Below are 16,424 nucleotides of genomic sequence, written 5' to 3' on the forward strand. Positions count from 1 at the left end.
GGTGGCGACTCCTGAGGGAAGCGAGGGAAGCAGCTCGACCCCGCCCGCGGAAAGCATCCGCCCGTAGTGGCAATCAACGGCTTTATTTTATTTCATTGTAAAAGAAAAAGACTGCAGGCAAACTCAAAATTCATTGAGTTTGTCTACAGTCTCGATGATTATTTAACTGGTACTACTGCACCTTTCCACTCTTCTAAAATGAAGTCTTGGATTTCTTTAGATGTTAATACTTCTAATAATTTTTTAATTTCAGATTTTGTTTCATCACCTGCACGTACTGCGATGATGTTAACATATGGAGATTCTTTATCTTCAAGAGAAATCGCATCTTCGATTGGGTTTAGACCGTTATCGATGGCAAAGTTAGAGTTGATCAGTACTGCATCGCCTTCATCATTTTCATACATTTGTACAAGCATTTCTGGTGCAGTATTTGCATCGAATTTAAAGTTTTTAGGATTTTCATCAATATCTTTTAATTCTGCTGCTGTTTTATCAATGCCTTCTTTTAATTTAATTAAGCCTTTAGCTTCTAATAATGACAGCATACGACCATGGTCAGATACTGAGTTAGAAAGTAAAATTGTTGCGCCCTCAGGTAGGTCTTCTAACGTTTTATATTTTTTTGAGTAAATACCGATTGGTTCAATATGAACGCCACCAGCATTGACAAAATCATAGCCATTGTCTTTGATTTGTAGTTCTAAGTAAGGAATGTGCTGGAAATAGTTTGCATCAATTTCTTTTGACTCTAAATCTTGGTTTGGTAGAACATAATCTGTATACGTTTCAATTTCAAGGTCCACGCCTTCTTTAGCTAAAATAGGTTTTGCTTTTTCTAAAATAACTGCGTGCGGTGTATTAGAAGCACCTACTTTTAATGTTACGTTTTCTTTACTATCTGTTTGATCGCCAGATGCTGATTTTTCATCTTCTTTTTTATCTGTACCGCAAGCTGCTAATGCTAGTACAAGTATTGATAAAAATAATCCTGCTAATAACTTCTTCATTTATGACACTCCCTTTTATTTGTTTAAAATATGTTAGCGGTAAGAACCGGAATAACCTCAATTTTCTTTCTAGCGTTTATCAATTCTCTCGGTAAATAAATCACCAATCCATTGAATAATAAATACGACTACTAAGATCAAAATAGTTGCCATTAATGTCACATCTTGGCGATTTCGTTGGAAGCCGTCTAGGAACGCTAGGTTACCAAGACCACCTGCACCGATAATTCCAGCCATCGCAGTATAACCTACAAGGGCAACAGCTGTTACAGTGATACCAGAAATTAAAGCTGGTAATGATTCAGGGATCAATACTTTCCAAATAATTGTAGAAGTTTTTGCCCCCATTGAACGGGCTGCTTCTATAACACCTTTATCAATTTCGCGTAACGCAATTAATACCATACGAGCATAAAATGGTGCTGCACCGATAATTAATGCTGGTAACGCCGCATTAGCTCCTCGAATTGTACCAAGTAAAAACTTCGTAAATGGAATTAATAAAATAATTAATACGATAAATGGAATGGAGCGGAATATATTAACGAGTGATCCTGTTAAAAAGCTAACGATTTTATTTGCCCATAACTGATTGGGACTAGTTAAAAATAGAATGATACCAATGGCTAACCCAAGAATAAATGTCACAACTGTAGAAATAGCTGTCATATACAATGTTTCATACGTAGCTTGCCACATATTTTCCCAGTCTACATTCGGAAAGAGATTAGTTAGCATTTGCAATCACCTCCGTTTGTACTTCGACTGTATTTAAATAACGAAGGGCTTCAGCCACGTTTGTCTTCGAGCCATCAATTTGCACAATCAGTGTACCGTATGCACCATTTTTTGTTTGTGAAATATTACCATGAACAATACTTACCTCTACATCAAATTGTTTCACAAGATGTGAGATAACAGGTTGTTCTGTTTTTTCACCAACAAAAATCAGTTTGACAAGTTGTCCAGTTGGATAGTTTGCTTTGATTTGTGCCACCGTATCCTGTGTTTCCTTTGTGTCTGTAATTTGAGATACAAACTTTTTGGTAATGGCCGCTTGTGGTGCTTGGAAGACTTGTAATACCTCACCACGTTCCACAATTTCGCCTGCCTCCATCACCGCTACACGATGACAAATTTTGCGGATGACATGCATTTCGTGTGTAATCAGGACGATTGTTAAGCCTAAGCGTTCATTTATATCAACGAGTAAATCGAGAATGGCATCCGTCGTTTCAGGATCGAGTGCCGATGTCGCCTCATCACATAGTAAAACTTCTGGATTATTCGCTAATGCACGGGCAATCCCTACACGTTGCTTTTGTCCACCGGAAAGCTGGGATGGATATGCCTTATCACGTCCTTCTAGGCCTACAAGTGCAATTAATTCCTTTACACGTGCTTCACGTTGAGCCTTTGGAAAACCAGCGATTTCTAAAGGGAAAGCAATATTTTCAGCCACTGTTCTCGACCAAAGTAAATTGAAATGCTGGAAAATCATACTTACCTTTTGTCTAGCTGCTCGAAGCTTTTGTCCTTTTATCGATGAAAATTCTTGATTGTTCACCGTTACTGTTCCTGTTGTCGGTTTCTCTAAACCGTTTAATAAACGAATCATGGTACTTTTACCAGCGCCACTATAGCCGATAATGCCAAAAATTTCACCTTTATTGATGGTAAGGTTGACGTCTTTGACTGCCGTTAATTCGCCATTTGCTGTTTTGTATTTCTTTGTAATATTTTGAAGCTGGATCATAGCGAATACTCCTTTTCTCATATAGAAAACCCCTTCACTCACAGACAAGTAGAAGGGGTCACGTATTATACGTTAAACCGTTCTCTCATCTTTCAAAGAAAAATCTTTGGGTGATTTGGCACCTTTTCACATTGTGATGGTTGCCGGGCTTCATAGGGCACTTCCCTCCGCCACTCTTCATAAGAGTTCGATATATTTAATGTTTTAGTAATATATTTGATACTTTACCACGCTAGTAAAGTTCAGTCAATTGATTTTTTTAACAATTCATATAAAAATGGTACGGATTGAAAAGCATAAATCTTTTCTGTCACTTTTTCGCCATCACTGATGAGTAGACATGGAACACTTTCAATTTGATGTTCATAGGCTATGTGTTCCAAAAAATTGATATTCGCTTTGCCAATTTGTAGCTGTGGCAGTAATTGTTCAATAATGGACATCATTTTGGATGCCACTGCGCACGTTCCACACATTGGTGTATATAAATAAAATGCAGCTGTCTCTCCCGACTGTTGGGCCGCTGCCCACTGCTCTGTTGACCATTCTTCCATTTTTCACGCAACCTTACAAAATATATTCATTATGGATTGAGAAATGTGCACGCAGTAAAATCATTGCTAACACTTTTCTTGGTGTTGTCTCTACTTCCTTGTACGTTGGCATTGTACGAAGGTGCTCAGCTTCTGGATAATGTCTGTCCATTAATGCACGTAGCTTATCACCAGAAGTATCTGCATCAAAAAAAGTAAATAGCTCACAGCCCTCGTAGGGATCAAGTAGTTCTTCTAATTGATGCACACCAATTGTGCCGTTCGTACATAGTATTGTAACATTCTCATTTAAAATAGGCTCAATTTGTAGCTTATCTGAGCGTCCTTCTACTATCAAGCATTTTCCCTCGAACATTACGCCACCTCCATTTAGAGATCCCACTTATAAGTCATTATATAACAAAAAACGCCGGTAGTTTCCGACGTTTTTTGATTATGGCTTGTCTTATTCAGCGATCATTTCTTCGTATTGCTCTGCTGTCATTAGTTTCTCAATTTCTGATGCATCAGCAGGCTCAACAACGATCATCCATGCTTTTTCATATGGTGATTCATTAACGAATTCTGGGCTATCTTCTAAATCTGCATTTACTTCAACTACAGTACCTGAGATTGGTGCGTATAATTCAGAAACAGTTTTTACTGATTCTACGCTACCGAATGGATCATCTGTTTTGATTTCGTCGCCAACTTGTGGAAGCTCAACGAATACGATATCTCCTAATTCAGATTGTGCGAAGTGAGTAATACCAATACGTACTTTTCCATCTTCTACTTTTACCCATTCATGTTCTTCAGAGTATCGTAAGTCTTTAGGTGTGCTCATGCAAAAAACCCCTCCATAAATATGTAATATATTCACTTTCAGTTTGCCATACTTCTCCTATAAATACAAGGTTAAATACGTTATTTCCAAGCTTGCTCAAAATCTGCTTCTTTAAAACCTAAAGTAACTTTTTTTCCATCTGTGACGATGGGACGTTTAATTAACATACCGTCGGAAGCAAGTAGCTCAAGCTGTTCATCCTCAGTCATTTCCGCTAACTTGTCTTTTAAGCCAAGCTCACGATATTTCATGCCAGAAGTATTAAAAAACTTCTTCAAAGGCTGTCCACTAGCTTGCCAAATAGCTGTTAATTCTTCCTTAGTTGGCGGTTGCTCTGCGATATGTACCTCTTCATAGGAAACCTCATGCTCATTTAACCACTTCTGTGCCTTTTTACATGTTGTACATTTCGGATAATGGAAAAATTGAATCGTCATTACAATGCTCCTCTTCTGTCTTTTTCTGTAGTATACCATCATAGTTGTTTTCAATGGTGAACTTCACTCTTTTTTGTAAGTTTATCCACCAGTTTCACATTTTTATCCGTCTCTTATACGATTCTATCCACCAATTTTGCACTTCTATCCATCTCATATAAAAAACCTAGCTATCTTTTGCAGATAGCTAGGCTAGGTGTGCGCTATTAAACAATATATTTTTCAGCATCAATTAGTTTAACTGACGCCTCACGCTTCTTCGCAATTAAGTTGTATGGATTATTGCGCGTTAGCTTACGCAGTGCAGATAATGTCATACGGGCTGCATCGCCATCTGCTGAAGCAAGAATTGTGTCTTTTGCTTCTTTTTCGATTTCTGCGAATGCTTCTTGGCAGAAAATTTGTGTGTATAGCAATTTTTGATGAGCTTTTTCAGCGCCGTCACGAGCAATTGCCTTTTCTGTACGTAAGACAGCTGATTCCATCGCAAATAATTGGTTAGCGATATTGGCAATGTTCACCAATACTTCTTGCTCTTGATCAAGTTTTGCACCAAAGCGTTGTGCTGCTAAGCCTGCAGCTAATACCGCAATCTTCTTCGCATTTTTCACTAAATATTTTTCTTGTGCTAGCGGCTCTGTACCGATATCTTCTGGCATTAGCATGAGCAGCTCTTGCTGTAAACTTTGAGCAACTTGTAATAGAGGAAGCTCACCTTTTAGTGCCTTTTTCATAAATGTACCAGGTACTATCATGCGGTTAATTTCGTTTGTGCCTTCAAAAATTCGATTAATACGAGAATCACGGTAAATACGCTCTACCTCATACTCAGCCATAAAGCCATAACCGCCATGAAGTTGTACTGCTTCATCTGCAATATAGTCTAATGTTTCTGAACCGAATACTTTGGCAATCGAGCATTCAATAGCATATTCAGCAATCGCACCTGCAATCACTTTTCCTTGCTTTTGCTCTTCTAGGCTTAATTGGCTTAAGCGATCCTCAAATAGACCAACAGTACGATAGTTTAATGATTCTGAAGCATATAATTGAGAAGCCATTGTTGATAATTTCTCTTTTGTCAGATTGAATTCAGAAAGCTTTGTTTTAAATTGCTGACGTTGGTTTGTATACTGAATAGCTAACTCCAATGCACGTTTAGATCCACCAATTGTGCCCACGCCAAGTTTATAACGACCAATGTTTAAAATATTGAACGCAATGACATGACCACGACCAATTTCACCTAATAGATTTTCTACAGGTACTTCCGCATCTTCTAATACTAATGTACGAGTAGATGATGATTTAATCCCCATTTTCTTCTCTTCTGGGCCTACCGAAACACCAGTGTATGCTCGTTCTACGATAAATGCAGAGAATTTATCGCCATCAATTTTTGCGTAGACAACAAATACATCAGCAAAGCCTGCATTCGTAATCCATTGCTTTTCACCATTTAAAATATAATGTGTGCCAGCTTCATTTAATTTCGCAGTCGTTTTTGCACCTAAAGCATCAGAACCTGAGCCTGGCTCTGTTAATGCATAAGCAGCAATTAATTCACCTGAAGCAAGCTTAGGTAAATATTTTTTCTTTTGATCTTCATTACCGAATAGAACAATTGGTAATGACCCAATACCAACATGGGCACCATGTGTGATAGAGAAACCACCTGCAACAGACATTTTTTCAGCGATTAAAGCTGAAGAAACTTTGTCTAATCCAAGCCCTTCGTATTCTTCAGGTACATCTGCTCCAAGTAAGCCTAATTCGCCTGCACTTTTTAGGAGACGCACTGAATGCTCAAATTCATGGTGCTCTAAATTTTCAACTACTGGTAAGACTTCATTTGCCACATATTCCTCTGTTGTTTTAGCAATCATTTTATGCTCGTCAGTGAAATCTTCCGGTGTAAATACACGATCTAATTCCACATCTTCAATAAGAAATCCGCCGCCTTTAATGAAATCAGTTGTTTTTTCAGTCATGATAAATTCCTCCCAATATATCGTTTTGTTTGTTGATTCCCCTAATGATCATGTATAGAAAAGCTTGATGTATACAATGTTCGGAGGCAACCGTAAACAGTACACCTCAAGCTGATCTAGCTAAATTTATAAAATTTCAAATACACCAGCAGCGCCCATACCGCCACCAATACACATTGTCACGACGCCATATTTTTTACCTTGACGCTTCAATTCATGAATCAGCTTTAATGTTAAAATAGCTCCCGTTGCGCCTAGTGGATGACCTAATGCAATCGCTCCACCATTGACATTGACTTTATCTTGGTCGATGCCTAAATGACGTACAACCTCTAGTGACTGTGAAGCAAATGCTTCATTGATTTCCCATAAATCAATATCATCGATGGATAAACCTGCAATTTCCAATGCTTTTGGCACTGCCACGATAGGGCCGATGCCCATTACTTCAGGAGGTACACCACCAACTGCAAAGCCTAGGAATTTTGCCATTGGTGTCAGTCCCTGCTTGTCAGCTTCTTCACGATCCATTACTAGTACGGCTGCTGCACCATCAGAAGTTTGGGAGGCATTACCAGCTGTTACACTGCCTTTTACATGGAAAGCTGGACGCAGTTTTGCTAAACCTTCAACTGATGTACCTGGACGTACACCTTCATCCATACTAAATGTGAATTTTTTTACTTGTGGTTTATTGTTATCGTCTACGTAATGCTGTTCCACTTCGATTGGTACAATTTCATCATTGAATTTACCTTCTTTAATCGCCTTTTCAGCAAGGGCGTGTGAGCGAACAGCAAAAGCATCTTGATCTTCACGACTAACATTGTATTGACGAGCTACTTCCTCAGCTGTATGCCCCATGCCCATATAATATTGTGGAGCCGTTTCCGCTAAAGTCGGATTTAAACGTGGTGTATTCCCCACCATCGGCACCATACTCATGGATTCTACACCACCAGCAAGAATGGCCTTTGAGTGTCCTAGCATGATTCGCTCTGCTGCATAGGCAATCGCCTGTAAACCTGATGAACAAAATCTATTAATCGTCAGAGCAGGCGTTGTATCTGGTAATCCAGCAAGTGCACCAATACTACGTGCCACATTCATCCCTTGCTCTGCTTCTGGCATCGCACAGCCTAAAATTAAATCATCAATCGGCCCTTCATAGCCTGCTCTTTTCAATGTTTCTTTGACTACGACAGCACCAAAATCATCTGGTCTTACTGTTGCTAAAGAACCTTTTTTTGCTTTTCCAATTGGAGTTCGTGCTCCTGCTACAATAACGGCTTCACGCATCGTATTAATCCCCCTTTGTTTCATGTGCAAGATTGATCTATTTCGTCAATTAGTTACGAAGTGGTTTACCTTTTAACAGCATGTGTTGCATTCTTTGCTGTGAAAGTGGATTAGCAACAAGGCTAAGGAATGCCTCACGCTCTAAGTTCAATAAATATTGCTCATCGACTAAAGTGCCATATGGAACCTTACCACCTGCAATAACATAGGCTAATTTTTTAGCAATTTTCAAATCATGTTCGCTAATAAAGCCTGACTCAAACATCCCTTGCGCACCGATGAGTAATGTTCCATAGCCTGATGCACCGACCACTGGCACTTTTGTTGGTACAGGTGGTTGATAGCCTGCTTCGTAAAGCGCTAATGCCGCCTGCTTCGCATCATATAATTGATGATCTGGATTAACTGAAATACCATCCGCAAAGTTTAGGAAATTATTTTCACGTGCTTCCTCACCAGATGTTGAAACCTTCGCCATCGCAATTGTTTCAAATACTTTATTAGCAATATGTTGATAGTCTACCTCTACGCCATTTGGTAAGCCCTTTAGGAATTTTTGATAGAGCGCTTTATTTCCGCCGCCACCTGGAATTAACCCAACCCCAACTTCCACTAAGCCCATATATGTTTCCATCGTTGCTTGAATATGTGCAGCCGGTAAGCAAACCTCTGCCCCTCCACCTAATGTCATGGCAAACGGTGCTGCTACAACAGGCTTACGTGAATATTTGATTTTTTGCATAGCATCTTGGAATGCCTTAATCACGAAATCTAGCTCAAAAATATTATCATCCTGTGCTTCTACTAAAATCATTCCTAGATTTGCGCCAACACAGAAGTTTTTCCCCTGATTACCGATGACTAAGCCCTTATAGTTAGCCTCTACCTCATCTACCGCAAAGTTAATCATTTGAATAATATCTAGACCGATTGCGTTGGATTGCGAATGGAACTCAAGTAATGCAATTCCATCCCCTAAATCTATTAAACTAGCACCTGTGTTTGATTTAATCACACCATGCTTTTTCTTATAACGTTTTAAATTAATCTCTTTTTCATTGACTGGTACTTTGACATATTGTGAACCATTATAATAAGCTAAGTCGCCATCTAATTCTGTATAGAATGTCTCGAAGCCATTTGCTAACATCTCTTTGATAAATGCAGGTACCTCTCGACCTTCAGCCTCCATTTTTGCCACAGAATCTTTTACGCCTATAGCATCCCAAATTTCAAACGGCCCTTGTTGCCAGCCGAAGCCCCATTTCATCGCATTATCGATGGCTACGATATCATCTGCAATCTCACCATGTAGCTGTGCAGAATAAAGTAATGTTGGTGCAAAAATTCCCCATAATAGCTCACCTGTACGATCCTTCGCATAGGTTAACGCCTTAACTTTATTAGCCAATCCACGAGTTTGTTTCGCCATTTCAATAGAAGGTGTTTTTAATTTTTTCGCTGGACTATACGTTAAGGTTGTTGGATCAATTTCATGTATCTCTTTTCCTTGCTTTAAGAAGAAACCTTGACCCGATTTAGCACCCAGCCAACCGTTCGCGACCATTTTTTGTAAAAACTCTGGCACTGCAAATACTTGCTGCTCCTCACCAGTTGTTTGATCGTAAACATTTTTCGCTACATGAATGAATGTATCTAACCCCACTACATCTAGCGTACGGAAAGTTGCAGATTTTGGACGACCAATAAGCGGACCTGTTACAGAATCTACTTCACCAACAGAGTAACCACCTTTTAACATCTCCTGTAAGGTGATAAGTAAACCATATGTTCCGATGCGGTTGGCAATAAAGTTTGGTGTATCCTTTGCAAGTACAACACCTTTACCAAGCACATCTTCCCCAAACGTTTTCATGAAGCTAACTACTTCAGGTGCAGTTGTATTGGCAGGAATCACTTCTAATAATTTTAAATAGCGAGGTGGGTTGAAAAAGTGTGTGCCCAGAAAATGCTTTTGGAAATCATCTGAACGTCCCTCTGCCATCGCATTAATGCTAATACCAGATGTATTTGAACTAATGATTGTTCCTGGTGTACGAACAGCATCAATTTTTTCGTAAAGACTTTGTTTAATTGGTAAATTTTCTACAACAACTTCAATAATCCAATCTACATCTTTTAGTTTTCCTAGATCGTCTTCAAAGTTGCCAACCGTTAGTAGTGATAAATTTTTCTTAGAAGTAAGTGGTGCTGGCTTTTGCTTTAATAACTTTTGCAAAGCTCCGTTTACAATACGATTTCTTACAGCTGGATGCGCTAAAGAAAGACCCTTTGCCTCTTCCTCTTGCGTCAGTTCCTTTGGTGCAATATCCAATAGTAATGTTGGTATACCGATATTTGCTAAATGTGCTGCAATTCCAGAGCCCATCACCCCAGAACCTAGAACAGCTGCTTTTTTAATGTTGTAAGTCACAAGCAATTCCCCCTTATTCTCCCATTGAATGAATAGCCATTCATTTTTTGGCCAAAAAAATATCAAGTGTACCTTAGTGAATTTTTTGTCCTTTTGTTGAATGAGATTCTCTCCACTCAACCAAGCACGACTAAGGTTTATCTTCGTTCCAACGACACTTCACAATGAATGAAGATAAAACTACTTTTCTGTTTTTAGTGTAGATTATTTTGTCTAATTTAGCAATCTTTTTTCAAGAATTATTTTTGCAATATACATCTTTTTTTGTTTTTAGCGAGCTAAAAGCGGACAAGAAGTAGCGATCGAAACGGCCAAACAGAAAACTTTCGAATTGCAAGAAAAATGTGTAGAATGGATAGCAAGGAGAGTGAATACTTAATGAAAACTATTACTACTGCAGAACAATTTAATGAACTAATCGCTGGCGACCAAAAGGTTTTAGTAAAATTTTATGCTGGCTGGTGCCCAGATTGCACACGTATGAATATGTTCATCGATCCAATCATTGAAGAGTACAACCAATATGACTGGTATGAGCTAAACCGTGACGAGCTTCCAGAAATCGCTGATAAGTACGATGTTATGGGAATTCCAAGCTTATTGATTTTCCAAAACGGTGAAAAACTTGCACACTTACATAGTGCAAATGCCAAAACACCACAGCAAGTAACAGAATTTTTATCTGCTCAGCAATAATGAATAAAGAGCTGCATTTCTTCGTGAAATGCAGCTCTTTTTGAAAGGAGCCTATTATGCGTCAACATTTGCCACTACGAGGAACCTCACAATATGAGGTTTCCATTGCACCAAGCTATCGCAATTCTGCCTGTGGACCTACTACGATTCACGTCATCTTAAACTTTTTAAACGAGTCAACGCCTTCCATTAATGAGCTGTATAAACTGCTTGGTGGCACAAAAATTGGCTTATTTAAATGGATACTGATTCGTAACCTTCGTCGACTGCTACCAACCAGGGATATTCGAACTTGTTCATTAAAGGAAGCTCTACAGGAAATTGATGCAGGTCGCCCAGTTGCTATGCGTTTTGACCGCTATTTTAGCCTCCAGTGGCGAGATAAGAAATCAACCTTTTCCTATCATTGGGTACCACTTATTGGCTATGAGATAAAAAATGATGAGCTATGGTTAATATTCCATGATAATGGGGGGCCACATCGTGATAGCCAAATTCGTCAGGCTCTCTATAAGGACAACGAGAAGGTATTATCTTTTGTTAAATTGGCACCTCACGAGAGCAAATAACCATTAGCTAATTATTTGCTCTTTTTTAATGTGTCATTAATCACCTCTGCAAAAATATCAGCAGTTCGATAGGTTTCCTCTAGACTATTTTCTACACCACCAATATTTAACAACAAAGAATTTTCATGTATATCTTGATTATAGGTATTGGCGGTCCTCTCTCCCTTTTCGATAACTCCTCTCGATAGACCCGGATATCGCTGCTCTAATTGTTCATGAAGCTGTACAGCAAATTGCTTATTCTGCTCATAATTGATACTGATTTCCGAAACAATAAATTGAATTTTTGCATATGATTTACCATTTATTTCGATCGTTGAATCACTTCTACTACTGGAATCTCGGTGAATGTCAAACACCATCTGAATACTTTCATTCTCTTCTAACGCTTTTTTTAAATAGTAACCGGAAAATGTATAGGCTTCTGGGAAATGCTTATTATATTTTTCTAAGACGCCAAAGATATCTGTATTATCATGAATGGCATTAATTTGCAGATCATTTAATGCTTTACTTAATCTTTTCCCAACAAGCGTAACATTTTTCGTCTCACTCACTGCCGTCATCTTTTCCTTTTGTGCGTCAAGTTCGGGGAAATAAGATTCCCGATTATGTGTATGATAAATGTAAACTAAAGGCTTTGATAACGTTTGTGCAGATTGTCCAAATGTCTGGTTGATCCCTTCTCTTTCAAGAATTAGCAAACAAAAAATGAAAACAGATACGAAAACTCCGCTTGAAATAATTGTCGTAAATCTGATAATTTTTCTTTTTTTCTCTAAGTCCCTCGCTTTCATTCGAAGCAACTTTTCTGTTGAGCTTTTAAACTCTTTTGATGGATACTGAGGGTACATTTCTTTTAGCTCATCCATTAATTCCTGCTCACTTCGCATTTGTCAAAGCCCCCTCTATTTCAATATTCAGTTTCTTTTTCAAAATTTTCAAGGCTCGATGGTAATCCACTTTGACTTTCGCCATACTACATTGTAAAACGGCTGCTGTTTCACTTACTGAAAATTCATTGATACCTCGGAGAATGACAACTGCTCTGAAATCAGGCTTTAATGTTGCAATAGCCTCATGAATTAATCTTTTCGTTTCTGTTATTTCAAATTCTTCATCAGGTTTCTTGTCACTCGATGATAACTGTTTAAAAAATCCCTCTTTAAACAGGGCCGTAAACCTCCTTTTTCGATAATGATCGATTGCTACATGTTTTGCTATTGATAAAATCCAAGTCTTTAAAGGATAGTTACTATTAAATTTCGGTAAGCTTTTCAAAACTCGAATAAATACTTCTTGTGTTAAATCCTCTGCATCATTTTGATTATCCATAAAATAAATCAAAAACCGATACACATCCAAATAATGCAAATTATAAATTTCTACTATTTTTGATTCTAAATTAGGCGAATCAAACAAGCTTTCCCCTCCTCCATGTATTGTCACTTATAATTCGTTTGAAAGTGAAAAAAGGTTACAAAAAATTTCAATAAAAAAAGCAGAGCATATTGCTATACTCTGCGATGATAAGCTAAATAAGGGTATACAAAGATCGGGCGTGCTTGGCAATTAGCGTGTAGCCACGCTCTTCTATTTCTTTAATAATATGTGGTTCATAGTTTGGTAACACAAGGCTCGTAAAATCGGCGTCAATTGGTACATTGGTTTGAATCGTTGCAAGCTCATGTGATAGCTGCAACATATCTAAATTATCTTGGATTTTTGTTCGTTGACCTGGCTTTAATTCACCAAGCGACTCTAGTATTTTGTCTATCGAGCCATATGTTTGAATAAGCGTTAACGCTTGTTTAGGGCCAATCCCTTTCACACCTGGGTAGCCATCACTTGAATCACCCATAAAGGCTTTCACCTGTGCAAACTGTGCTGGTTCAATACAATATTCTTCTTTAAAGCGAGCGTGTGTATAAATATCGTATTCTGTATAGCCCTTTTTCATAAACGCAATTTCTGTAGAAGGTCTTAAAAGCTGAAGTAAATCCTTATCACCACTAATGACAGTAATGTCTGCCTCGTCCTGCCATTTCGTAATCATGGAGCCAATTAAATCATCTGCCTCCATGCCCTTCACTCCGAAATTCTGCCAGCCAATTTGCTGCGATAAATTTTTCGCCATATCAAATTGTGGCAGCATTTCCTCTGGTGGGGCTGGGCGATTTGCTTTATAGCCATCAAATAAATCATTGCGGAATGTATGTGCTCCCATATCCCAGCAAACAGCCATATGTGTAGGCTTCATGATTGATTGTGCTGTTAGAACATGTCGCACAAATCCTTGGGCTCCATTCGTTGGTGTTCCATCTGCCAAGCGAATAAAATGCCCCATGGCAGCCGAAGCGAAAAAAGAACGGAATAACAGTGCCATACCGTCAACAATCAATAATTTTGGTTTTGTTGTCATGAATAATTTCCTCTCTATTACAATACAAAGTTTGTATCTATTTAGTGTTGTCTACTTAAACATTATAGCAAACTTTCAATAATCAGCATTGTTAATACTCGGAAATACACTTACTCTACAACGTAACCTTCCCTTTTTTCGAGATACGATTGCGATGATCTAGTTGAATACCAGTTAACCATTGTAAAAATGCCGTCACACCAATCTTAACGGTTTCTGGACGCAGTATGCCTTCTTTAGGATCAGCATAAACAAAATCAATATGACGAACACCCTCATTTTCACCAATAAGCTTAAGGATATCAAACAATTCATAAGCCGTTAAACCACCAGGTGAAGCTGCAGGAACATCACATGCAAATACAATATCAAGTGCATCTAAATCCACTGACACATAAATGCGATCTACTTCATACATAAGCTGACGCAGCATTTCACGTATTGTGAGCTGAATACCATCTCGTCGCATTTGCTTTAACGTAATCATATGAATGCCTTGTTCTTTAGCATAATGAATCATTTCTGGTGAATTGAAAAATCCATGCAAACCAACATTATAGACATGTCTCCCCTCTACAACCCCTGCAGCAATTAACTGATGAATTGGAGAATCTTGCGCTAAACCAATCTCCTCTTGGTTCCTTGCATCTAAATGCGTATCAATCTGAATAATGCCAATGCGATCCTGTGGGAAGGCGTTTTTTATCCCTTTTATGGAGTGCGCGGTAATAGTATGATCTCCACCAATCAAACAAGTAAAGCTTCTTTGAAAAGCTATACTTAAATTTTCCGCAGCAGCCTCGATGGCAGACTCCGAAAGCATTCTATCTTGTTCTAGAATTGCCACGTCCCCTAAATCCACAACCGAAAGAGCGCGTAAATTCACCTGCTCATCTAAATTATACGATTGAAAACCTGGCCAAGCCTTACGAAAGGCTGTTGGGTATTGTGCTTTTGACGACGCACCATTGGCATACGATAAAAGGGCGCCATATACAACAATATCCACCTCATTTGGATTCGGATTTGTCTGCTGCTTTATCCACTGATGCATCGCTGATCCATTTTCCTGCTTCCATTGGCATTCTGACTGTATAAACATATTCATCTACCACCTTCTTTTCATTCAAGTTAAATTGACCTAAATCAATTGTTGCTCCCCTATAAATGTCCTAACATATTTTCTCTATAGTAATAGTACCATTCGTACAATGATTTTCGTCAAAGTTTTTCTTTTTTCCTCTTTTCTTGGAAATTTTCTTTTGATCCAACAAAAAAAGCAAACTTGAAATCAGTTTGCTCAGAAATTACATATATCTTTTATTAGGAGATTGTGGCTTTTCTCCACTTTTGGAGTGGGATTCAACCTGCTTTGATCACTTTGACACTCTTTATGAGCGAGTTTCACCTTGCTTTGATCACTTTGACACTCTTTATGAGCGGGATCCAACCTGCTTTGATCACTTCAACACTCTTTATGAGCGGCATTCAACCTGCTTTGATCACTTTGACACTCTTTATGAGCGGCTTCCATCCATCTGTGATCACTTCAACACTCTTTATGAGCGAGTTTCACCTTGCTTTGATCACTTTGACACCTTTTATGAGTGGGGTTCAACCTGCTTTGATCACTTTGACACTCTTTATGAGCGAGTTTCACCTTGCTTTGATCACTTTGACACTCTTTATGAGCGGAGTTCAAACTGCTTTGATCACTTTGACTCCCTTTTTGAGCAGGTTTTTACCTGCTTTGATCACTTCAACACTCTTTATGAGCGGCATTCAACCTGCTTTGATTACTTCAACACTCTTTATGAGCGGGATCCAACCTGCTTTGATCACTTCAACACTCTTTATGAGCGGGATCCACCTTGCTTTGATCACTTTGACACTCTTTATGAGCGAGTTTCACCTTGCTTTGATCACTTTGACACTCTTTATGAGCGGGGTTCAACCTACTTTGATCACTTTGACACTCTTTATGAGCGAGGTTCAACCTGCTTTGATCACTTCGACACCCTTTATGAGCGAGTTTCACCTTGCTTTGATCACTTCGACACTCTTTATGAGCAGCTTCCACCCTTCTGTGATCACTTCGACACCCTTTTTGAGCGGGGTTCACCTTGCTTTGATCACTTTGACACTCTTTATGAGCGGGATCCACCCTTCTGTGATCACTTCGACACTCTTTATGAGCAGCTTCCAACCTGCTTTGATCACTTCAACACTCTTTATGAGCGGCTTCCACCTTGCTTTGATCACTTCAACACTCTTTATGAGCAGCTTCCACCATTCTGTGATCACTTCGAAACTCTTTATGAGCAGCTTCTACTCTTTTACGAGCACTTAGCTCAGCTCTTTGACCAGAAATCACCCTTTATCAAGCAGGAAACTCCACCATTTCAACATCTCGCCTCTTTATTAGAACCT

Annotated in this window: 17 protein-coding genes and 1 riboswitch; of the genes, 3 read left to right on the forward strand and 14 right to left on the reverse strand. The window is 38.8% G+C overall.

All coding sequences use genetic code 11. The annotated features are described in order from the left end of the window. Nucleotides 1-158: 158 nt before the first annotated feature. The 10 genes from ACEVFT_RS13305 to ACEVFT_RS13350 form a co-directional block, all read right to left on the reverse strand. On the reverse strand, nt 159-1,010 hold the full coding sequence (locus ACEVFT_RS13305; RefSeq protein WP_393950258.1) for a MetQ/NlpA family ABC transporter substrate-binding protein: 852 nt from the start codon (nt 1,008-1,010) through the stop codon (nt 159-161). A 69-nt stretch (nt 1,011-1,079) separates the two neighbouring features. Then, the gene (locus ACEVFT_RS13310) at nt 1,080-1,748 is read right to left on the reverse strand and encodes a methionine ABC transporter permease (protein WP_342533246.1); all 669 of its coding nucleotides are present in this window, start codon (nt 1,746-1,748) and stop codon (nt 1,080-1,082) included. Continuing rightward, complete coding sequence (locus tag ACEVFT_RS13315; RefSeq protein WP_342534804.1) at nt 1,738-2,766, reverse strand: methionine ABC transporter ATP-binding protein; 1,029 nt, start codon at nt 2,764-2,766, stop codon at nt 1,738-1,740. Before ACEVFT_RS13315 ends, ACEVFT_RS13310 begins: the two co-directional genes overlap by 11 nt. A gap of 82 nt (nt 2,767-2,848) precedes the next feature. Beyond that, nucleotides 2,849-2,952: riboswitch (SAM riboswitch) on the reverse strand. A gap of 56 nt (nt 2,953-3,008) precedes the next feature. Continuing rightward, nucleotides 3,009-3,320 carry a thioredoxin family protein gene (locus tag ACEVFT_RS13320; protein ID WP_205445295.1) on the reverse strand — a complete coding sequence of 104 codons (312 nt, stop codon included), beginning with the start codon at nt 3,318-3,320 and terminating at the stop codon, nt 3,009-3,011. Nucleotides 3,321-3,333: 13 nt separating this feature from the next. Beyond that, nucleotides 3,334-3,675, reverse strand: a complete 342-nt coding sequence (locus ACEVFT_RS13325) for a toprim domain-containing protein (protein WP_004228229.1) — start codon at nt 3,673-3,675, stop codon at nt 3,334-3,336. Between the two features lie 90 nt (nt 3,676-3,765). Continuing rightward, nucleotides 3,766-4,146 carry a glycine cleavage system protein GcvH gene (gcvH, locus tag ACEVFT_RS13330; RefSeq protein WP_205445297.1) on the reverse strand — a complete coding sequence of 127 codons (381 nt, stop codon included), beginning with the start codon at nt 4,144-4,146 and terminating at the stop codon, nt 3,766-3,768. Between the two features lie 80 nt (nt 4,147-4,226). Beyond that, a complete protein-coding gene (locus ACEVFT_RS13335) occupies nt 4,227-4,583 on the reverse strand; it encodes an arsenate reductase family protein (protein ID WP_205445298.1) in 357 nt (118 codons plus the stop codon). A gap of 206 nt (nt 4,584-4,789) precedes the next feature. Continuing rightward, nucleotides 4,790-6,574, reverse strand: a complete 1,785-nt coding sequence (locus tag ACEVFT_RS13340; RefSeq protein ID WP_393950261.1) for an acyl-CoA dehydrogenase family protein — start codon at nt 6,572-6,574, stop codon at nt 4,790-4,792. A gap of 126 nt (nt 6,575-6,700) precedes the next feature. Further along, nucleotides 6,701-7,873, reverse strand: a complete 1,173-nt coding sequence (locus ACEVFT_RS13345; protein ID WP_205445302.1) for an acetyl-CoA C-acetyltransferase — start codon at nt 7,871-7,873, stop codon at nt 6,701-6,703. 49 nt (nt 7,874-7,922) lie between these two features. Then, nucleotides 7,923-10,307 (reverse strand): 3-hydroxyacyl-CoA dehydrogenase/enoyl-CoA hydratase family protein, encoded by a 2,385-nt coding sequence (locus tag ACEVFT_RS13350; protein WP_393950263.1) that lies wholly within the window; start codon nt 10,305-10,307, stop codon nt 7,923-7,925. 351 nt (nt 10,308-10,658) lie between these two features. On the opposite strand from ACEVFT_RS13350, the gene ACEVFT_RS13355 reads away from it, so the two are divergent. Both ACEVFT_RS13355 and ACEVFT_RS13360 read left to right on the forward strand, forming a co-directional pair. Further along, a complete protein-coding gene (locus ACEVFT_RS13355; protein WP_205445306.1) occupies nt 10,659-11,003 on the forward strand; it encodes a thioredoxin family protein in 345 nt (114 codons plus the stop codon). Between the two features lie 56 nt (nt 11,004-11,059). Then, nucleotides 11,060-11,572 carry a C39 family peptidase gene (locus tag ACEVFT_RS13360; RefSeq protein WP_393950265.1) on the forward strand — a complete coding sequence of 171 codons (513 nt, stop codon included), beginning with the start codon at nt 11,060-11,062 and terminating at the stop codon, nt 11,570-11,572. A gap of 11 nt (nt 11,573-11,583) precedes the next feature. Here the strand turns inward: ACEVFT_RS13360 and spoIIP are convergent, their stop codons facing one another. From spoIIP to ACEVFT_RS13380, 4 genes are all read right to left on the reverse strand, one after another. Further along, nucleotides 11,584-12,465, reverse strand: a complete 882-nt coding sequence (gene spoIIP, locus ACEVFT_RS13365; protein ID WP_393950267.1) for a stage II sporulation protein P — start codon at nt 12,463-12,465, stop codon at nt 11,584-11,586. Continuing rightward, nucleotides 12,455-12,994, reverse strand: coding sequence for an RNA polymerase sigma factor (locus ACEVFT_RS13370; protein ID WP_393950269.1), 540 nt, complete (start codon nt 12,992-12,994; stop codon nt 12,455-12,457). Before ACEVFT_RS13370 ends, spoIIP begins: the two co-directional genes overlap by 11 nt. Nucleotides 12,995-13,106: 112 nt before the next feature. Beyond that, nucleotides 13,107-13,994, reverse strand: coding sequence for a 5'-3' exonuclease (locus ACEVFT_RS13375; protein WP_393950271.1), 888 nt, complete (start codon nt 13,992-13,994; stop codon nt 13,107-13,109). A gap of 115 nt (nt 13,995-14,109) precedes the next feature. Beyond that, on the reverse strand, nt 14,110-15,096 hold the full coding sequence (locus ACEVFT_RS13380; protein ID WP_342441433.1) for an agmatinase family protein: 987 nt from the start codon (nt 15,094-15,096) through the stop codon (nt 14,110-14,112). A gap of 291 nt (nt 15,097-15,387) precedes the next feature. On the opposite strand from ACEVFT_RS13380, the gene ACEVFT_RS13385 reads away from it, so the two are divergent. Further along, nucleotides 15,388-16,344: a hypothetical protein gene (locus ACEVFT_RS13385; RefSeq protein ID WP_393950273.1), complete on the forward strand. Its 957-nt coding sequence runs from the start codon at nt 15,388-15,390 to the stop codon at nt 16,342-16,344. Nucleotides 16,345-16,424: the final 80 nt, after the last annotated feature.

The sequence above is a fragment of the Lysinibacillus sp. PWR01 genome (assembly GCF_043359455.1).
GTDB lineage: Bacteria > Bacillota > Bacilli > Bacillales_A > Planococcaceae > Lysinibacillus > Lysinibacillus fusiformis_F.

Bases quoted from the DNA above. Each gene is read 5' to 3' on its own strand.
- ACEVFT_RS13325 (WP_004228229.1), bottom strand. From the start codon at position 3,675: ATGTTCGAGGGAAAATGCTTGATAGTAGAAGGACGCTCAGATAAGCTA.
- ACEVFT_RS13355 (WP_205445306.1), top strand. From the start codon at position 10,659: ATGGATAGCAAGGAGAGTGAATACTTAATGAAAACTATTACTACTGCA.
- ACEVFT_RS13315 (WP_342534804.1), bottom strand. From the start codon at position 2,766: ATGATCCAGCTTCAAAATATTACAAAGAAATACAAAACAGCAAATGGC.
- ACEVFT_RS13305 (WP_393950258.1), bottom strand. From the start codon at position 1,010: ATGAAGAAGTTATTAGCAGGATTATTTTTATCAATACTTGTACTAGCA.
- ACEVFT_RS13345 (WP_205445302.1), bottom strand. From the start codon at position 7,873: ATGCGTGAAGCCGTTATTGTAGCAGGAGCACGAACTCCAATTGGAAAA.
- spoIIP (WP_393950267.1), bottom strand. From the start codon at position 12,465: ATGCGAAGTGAGCAGGAATTAATGGATGAGCTAAAAGAAATGTACCCT.
- ACEVFT_RS13320 (WP_205445295.1), bottom strand. From the start codon at position 3,320: ATGGAAGAATGGTCAACAGAGCAGTGGGCAGCGGCCCAACAGTCGGGA.
- ACEVFT_RS13360 (WP_393950265.1), top strand. From the start codon at position 11,060: ATGCGTCAACATTTGCCACTACGAGGAACCTCACAATATGAGGTTTCC.
- ACEVFT_RS13335 (WP_205445298.1), bottom strand. From the start codon at position 4,583: ATGACGATTCAATTTTTCCATTATCCGAAATGTACAACATGTAAAAAG.
- ACEVFT_RS13385 (WP_393950273.1), top strand. From the start codon at position 15,388: ATGAGCGAGTTTCACCTTGCTTTGATCACTTTGACACTCTTTATGAGC.
- ACEVFT_RS13380 (WP_342441433.1), bottom strand. From the start codon at position 15,096: ATGTTTATACAGTCAGAATGCCAATGGAAGCAGGAAAATGGATCAGCG.
- gcvH (WP_205445297.1), bottom strand. From the start codon at position 4,146: ATGAGCACACCTAAAGACTTACGATACTCTGAAGAACATGAATGGGTA.
- ACEVFT_RS13375 (WP_393950271.1), bottom strand. From the start codon at position 13,994: ATGACAACAAAACCAAAATTATTGATTGTTGACGGTATGGCACTGTTA.
- ACEVFT_RS13310 (WP_342533246.1), bottom strand. From the start codon at position 1,748: ATGCTAACTAATCTCTTTCCGAATGTAGACTGGGAAAATATGTGGCAA.
- ACEVFT_RS13340 (WP_393950261.1), bottom strand. From the start codon at position 6,574: ATGACTGAAAAAACAACTGATTTCATTAAAGGCGGCGGATTTCTTATT.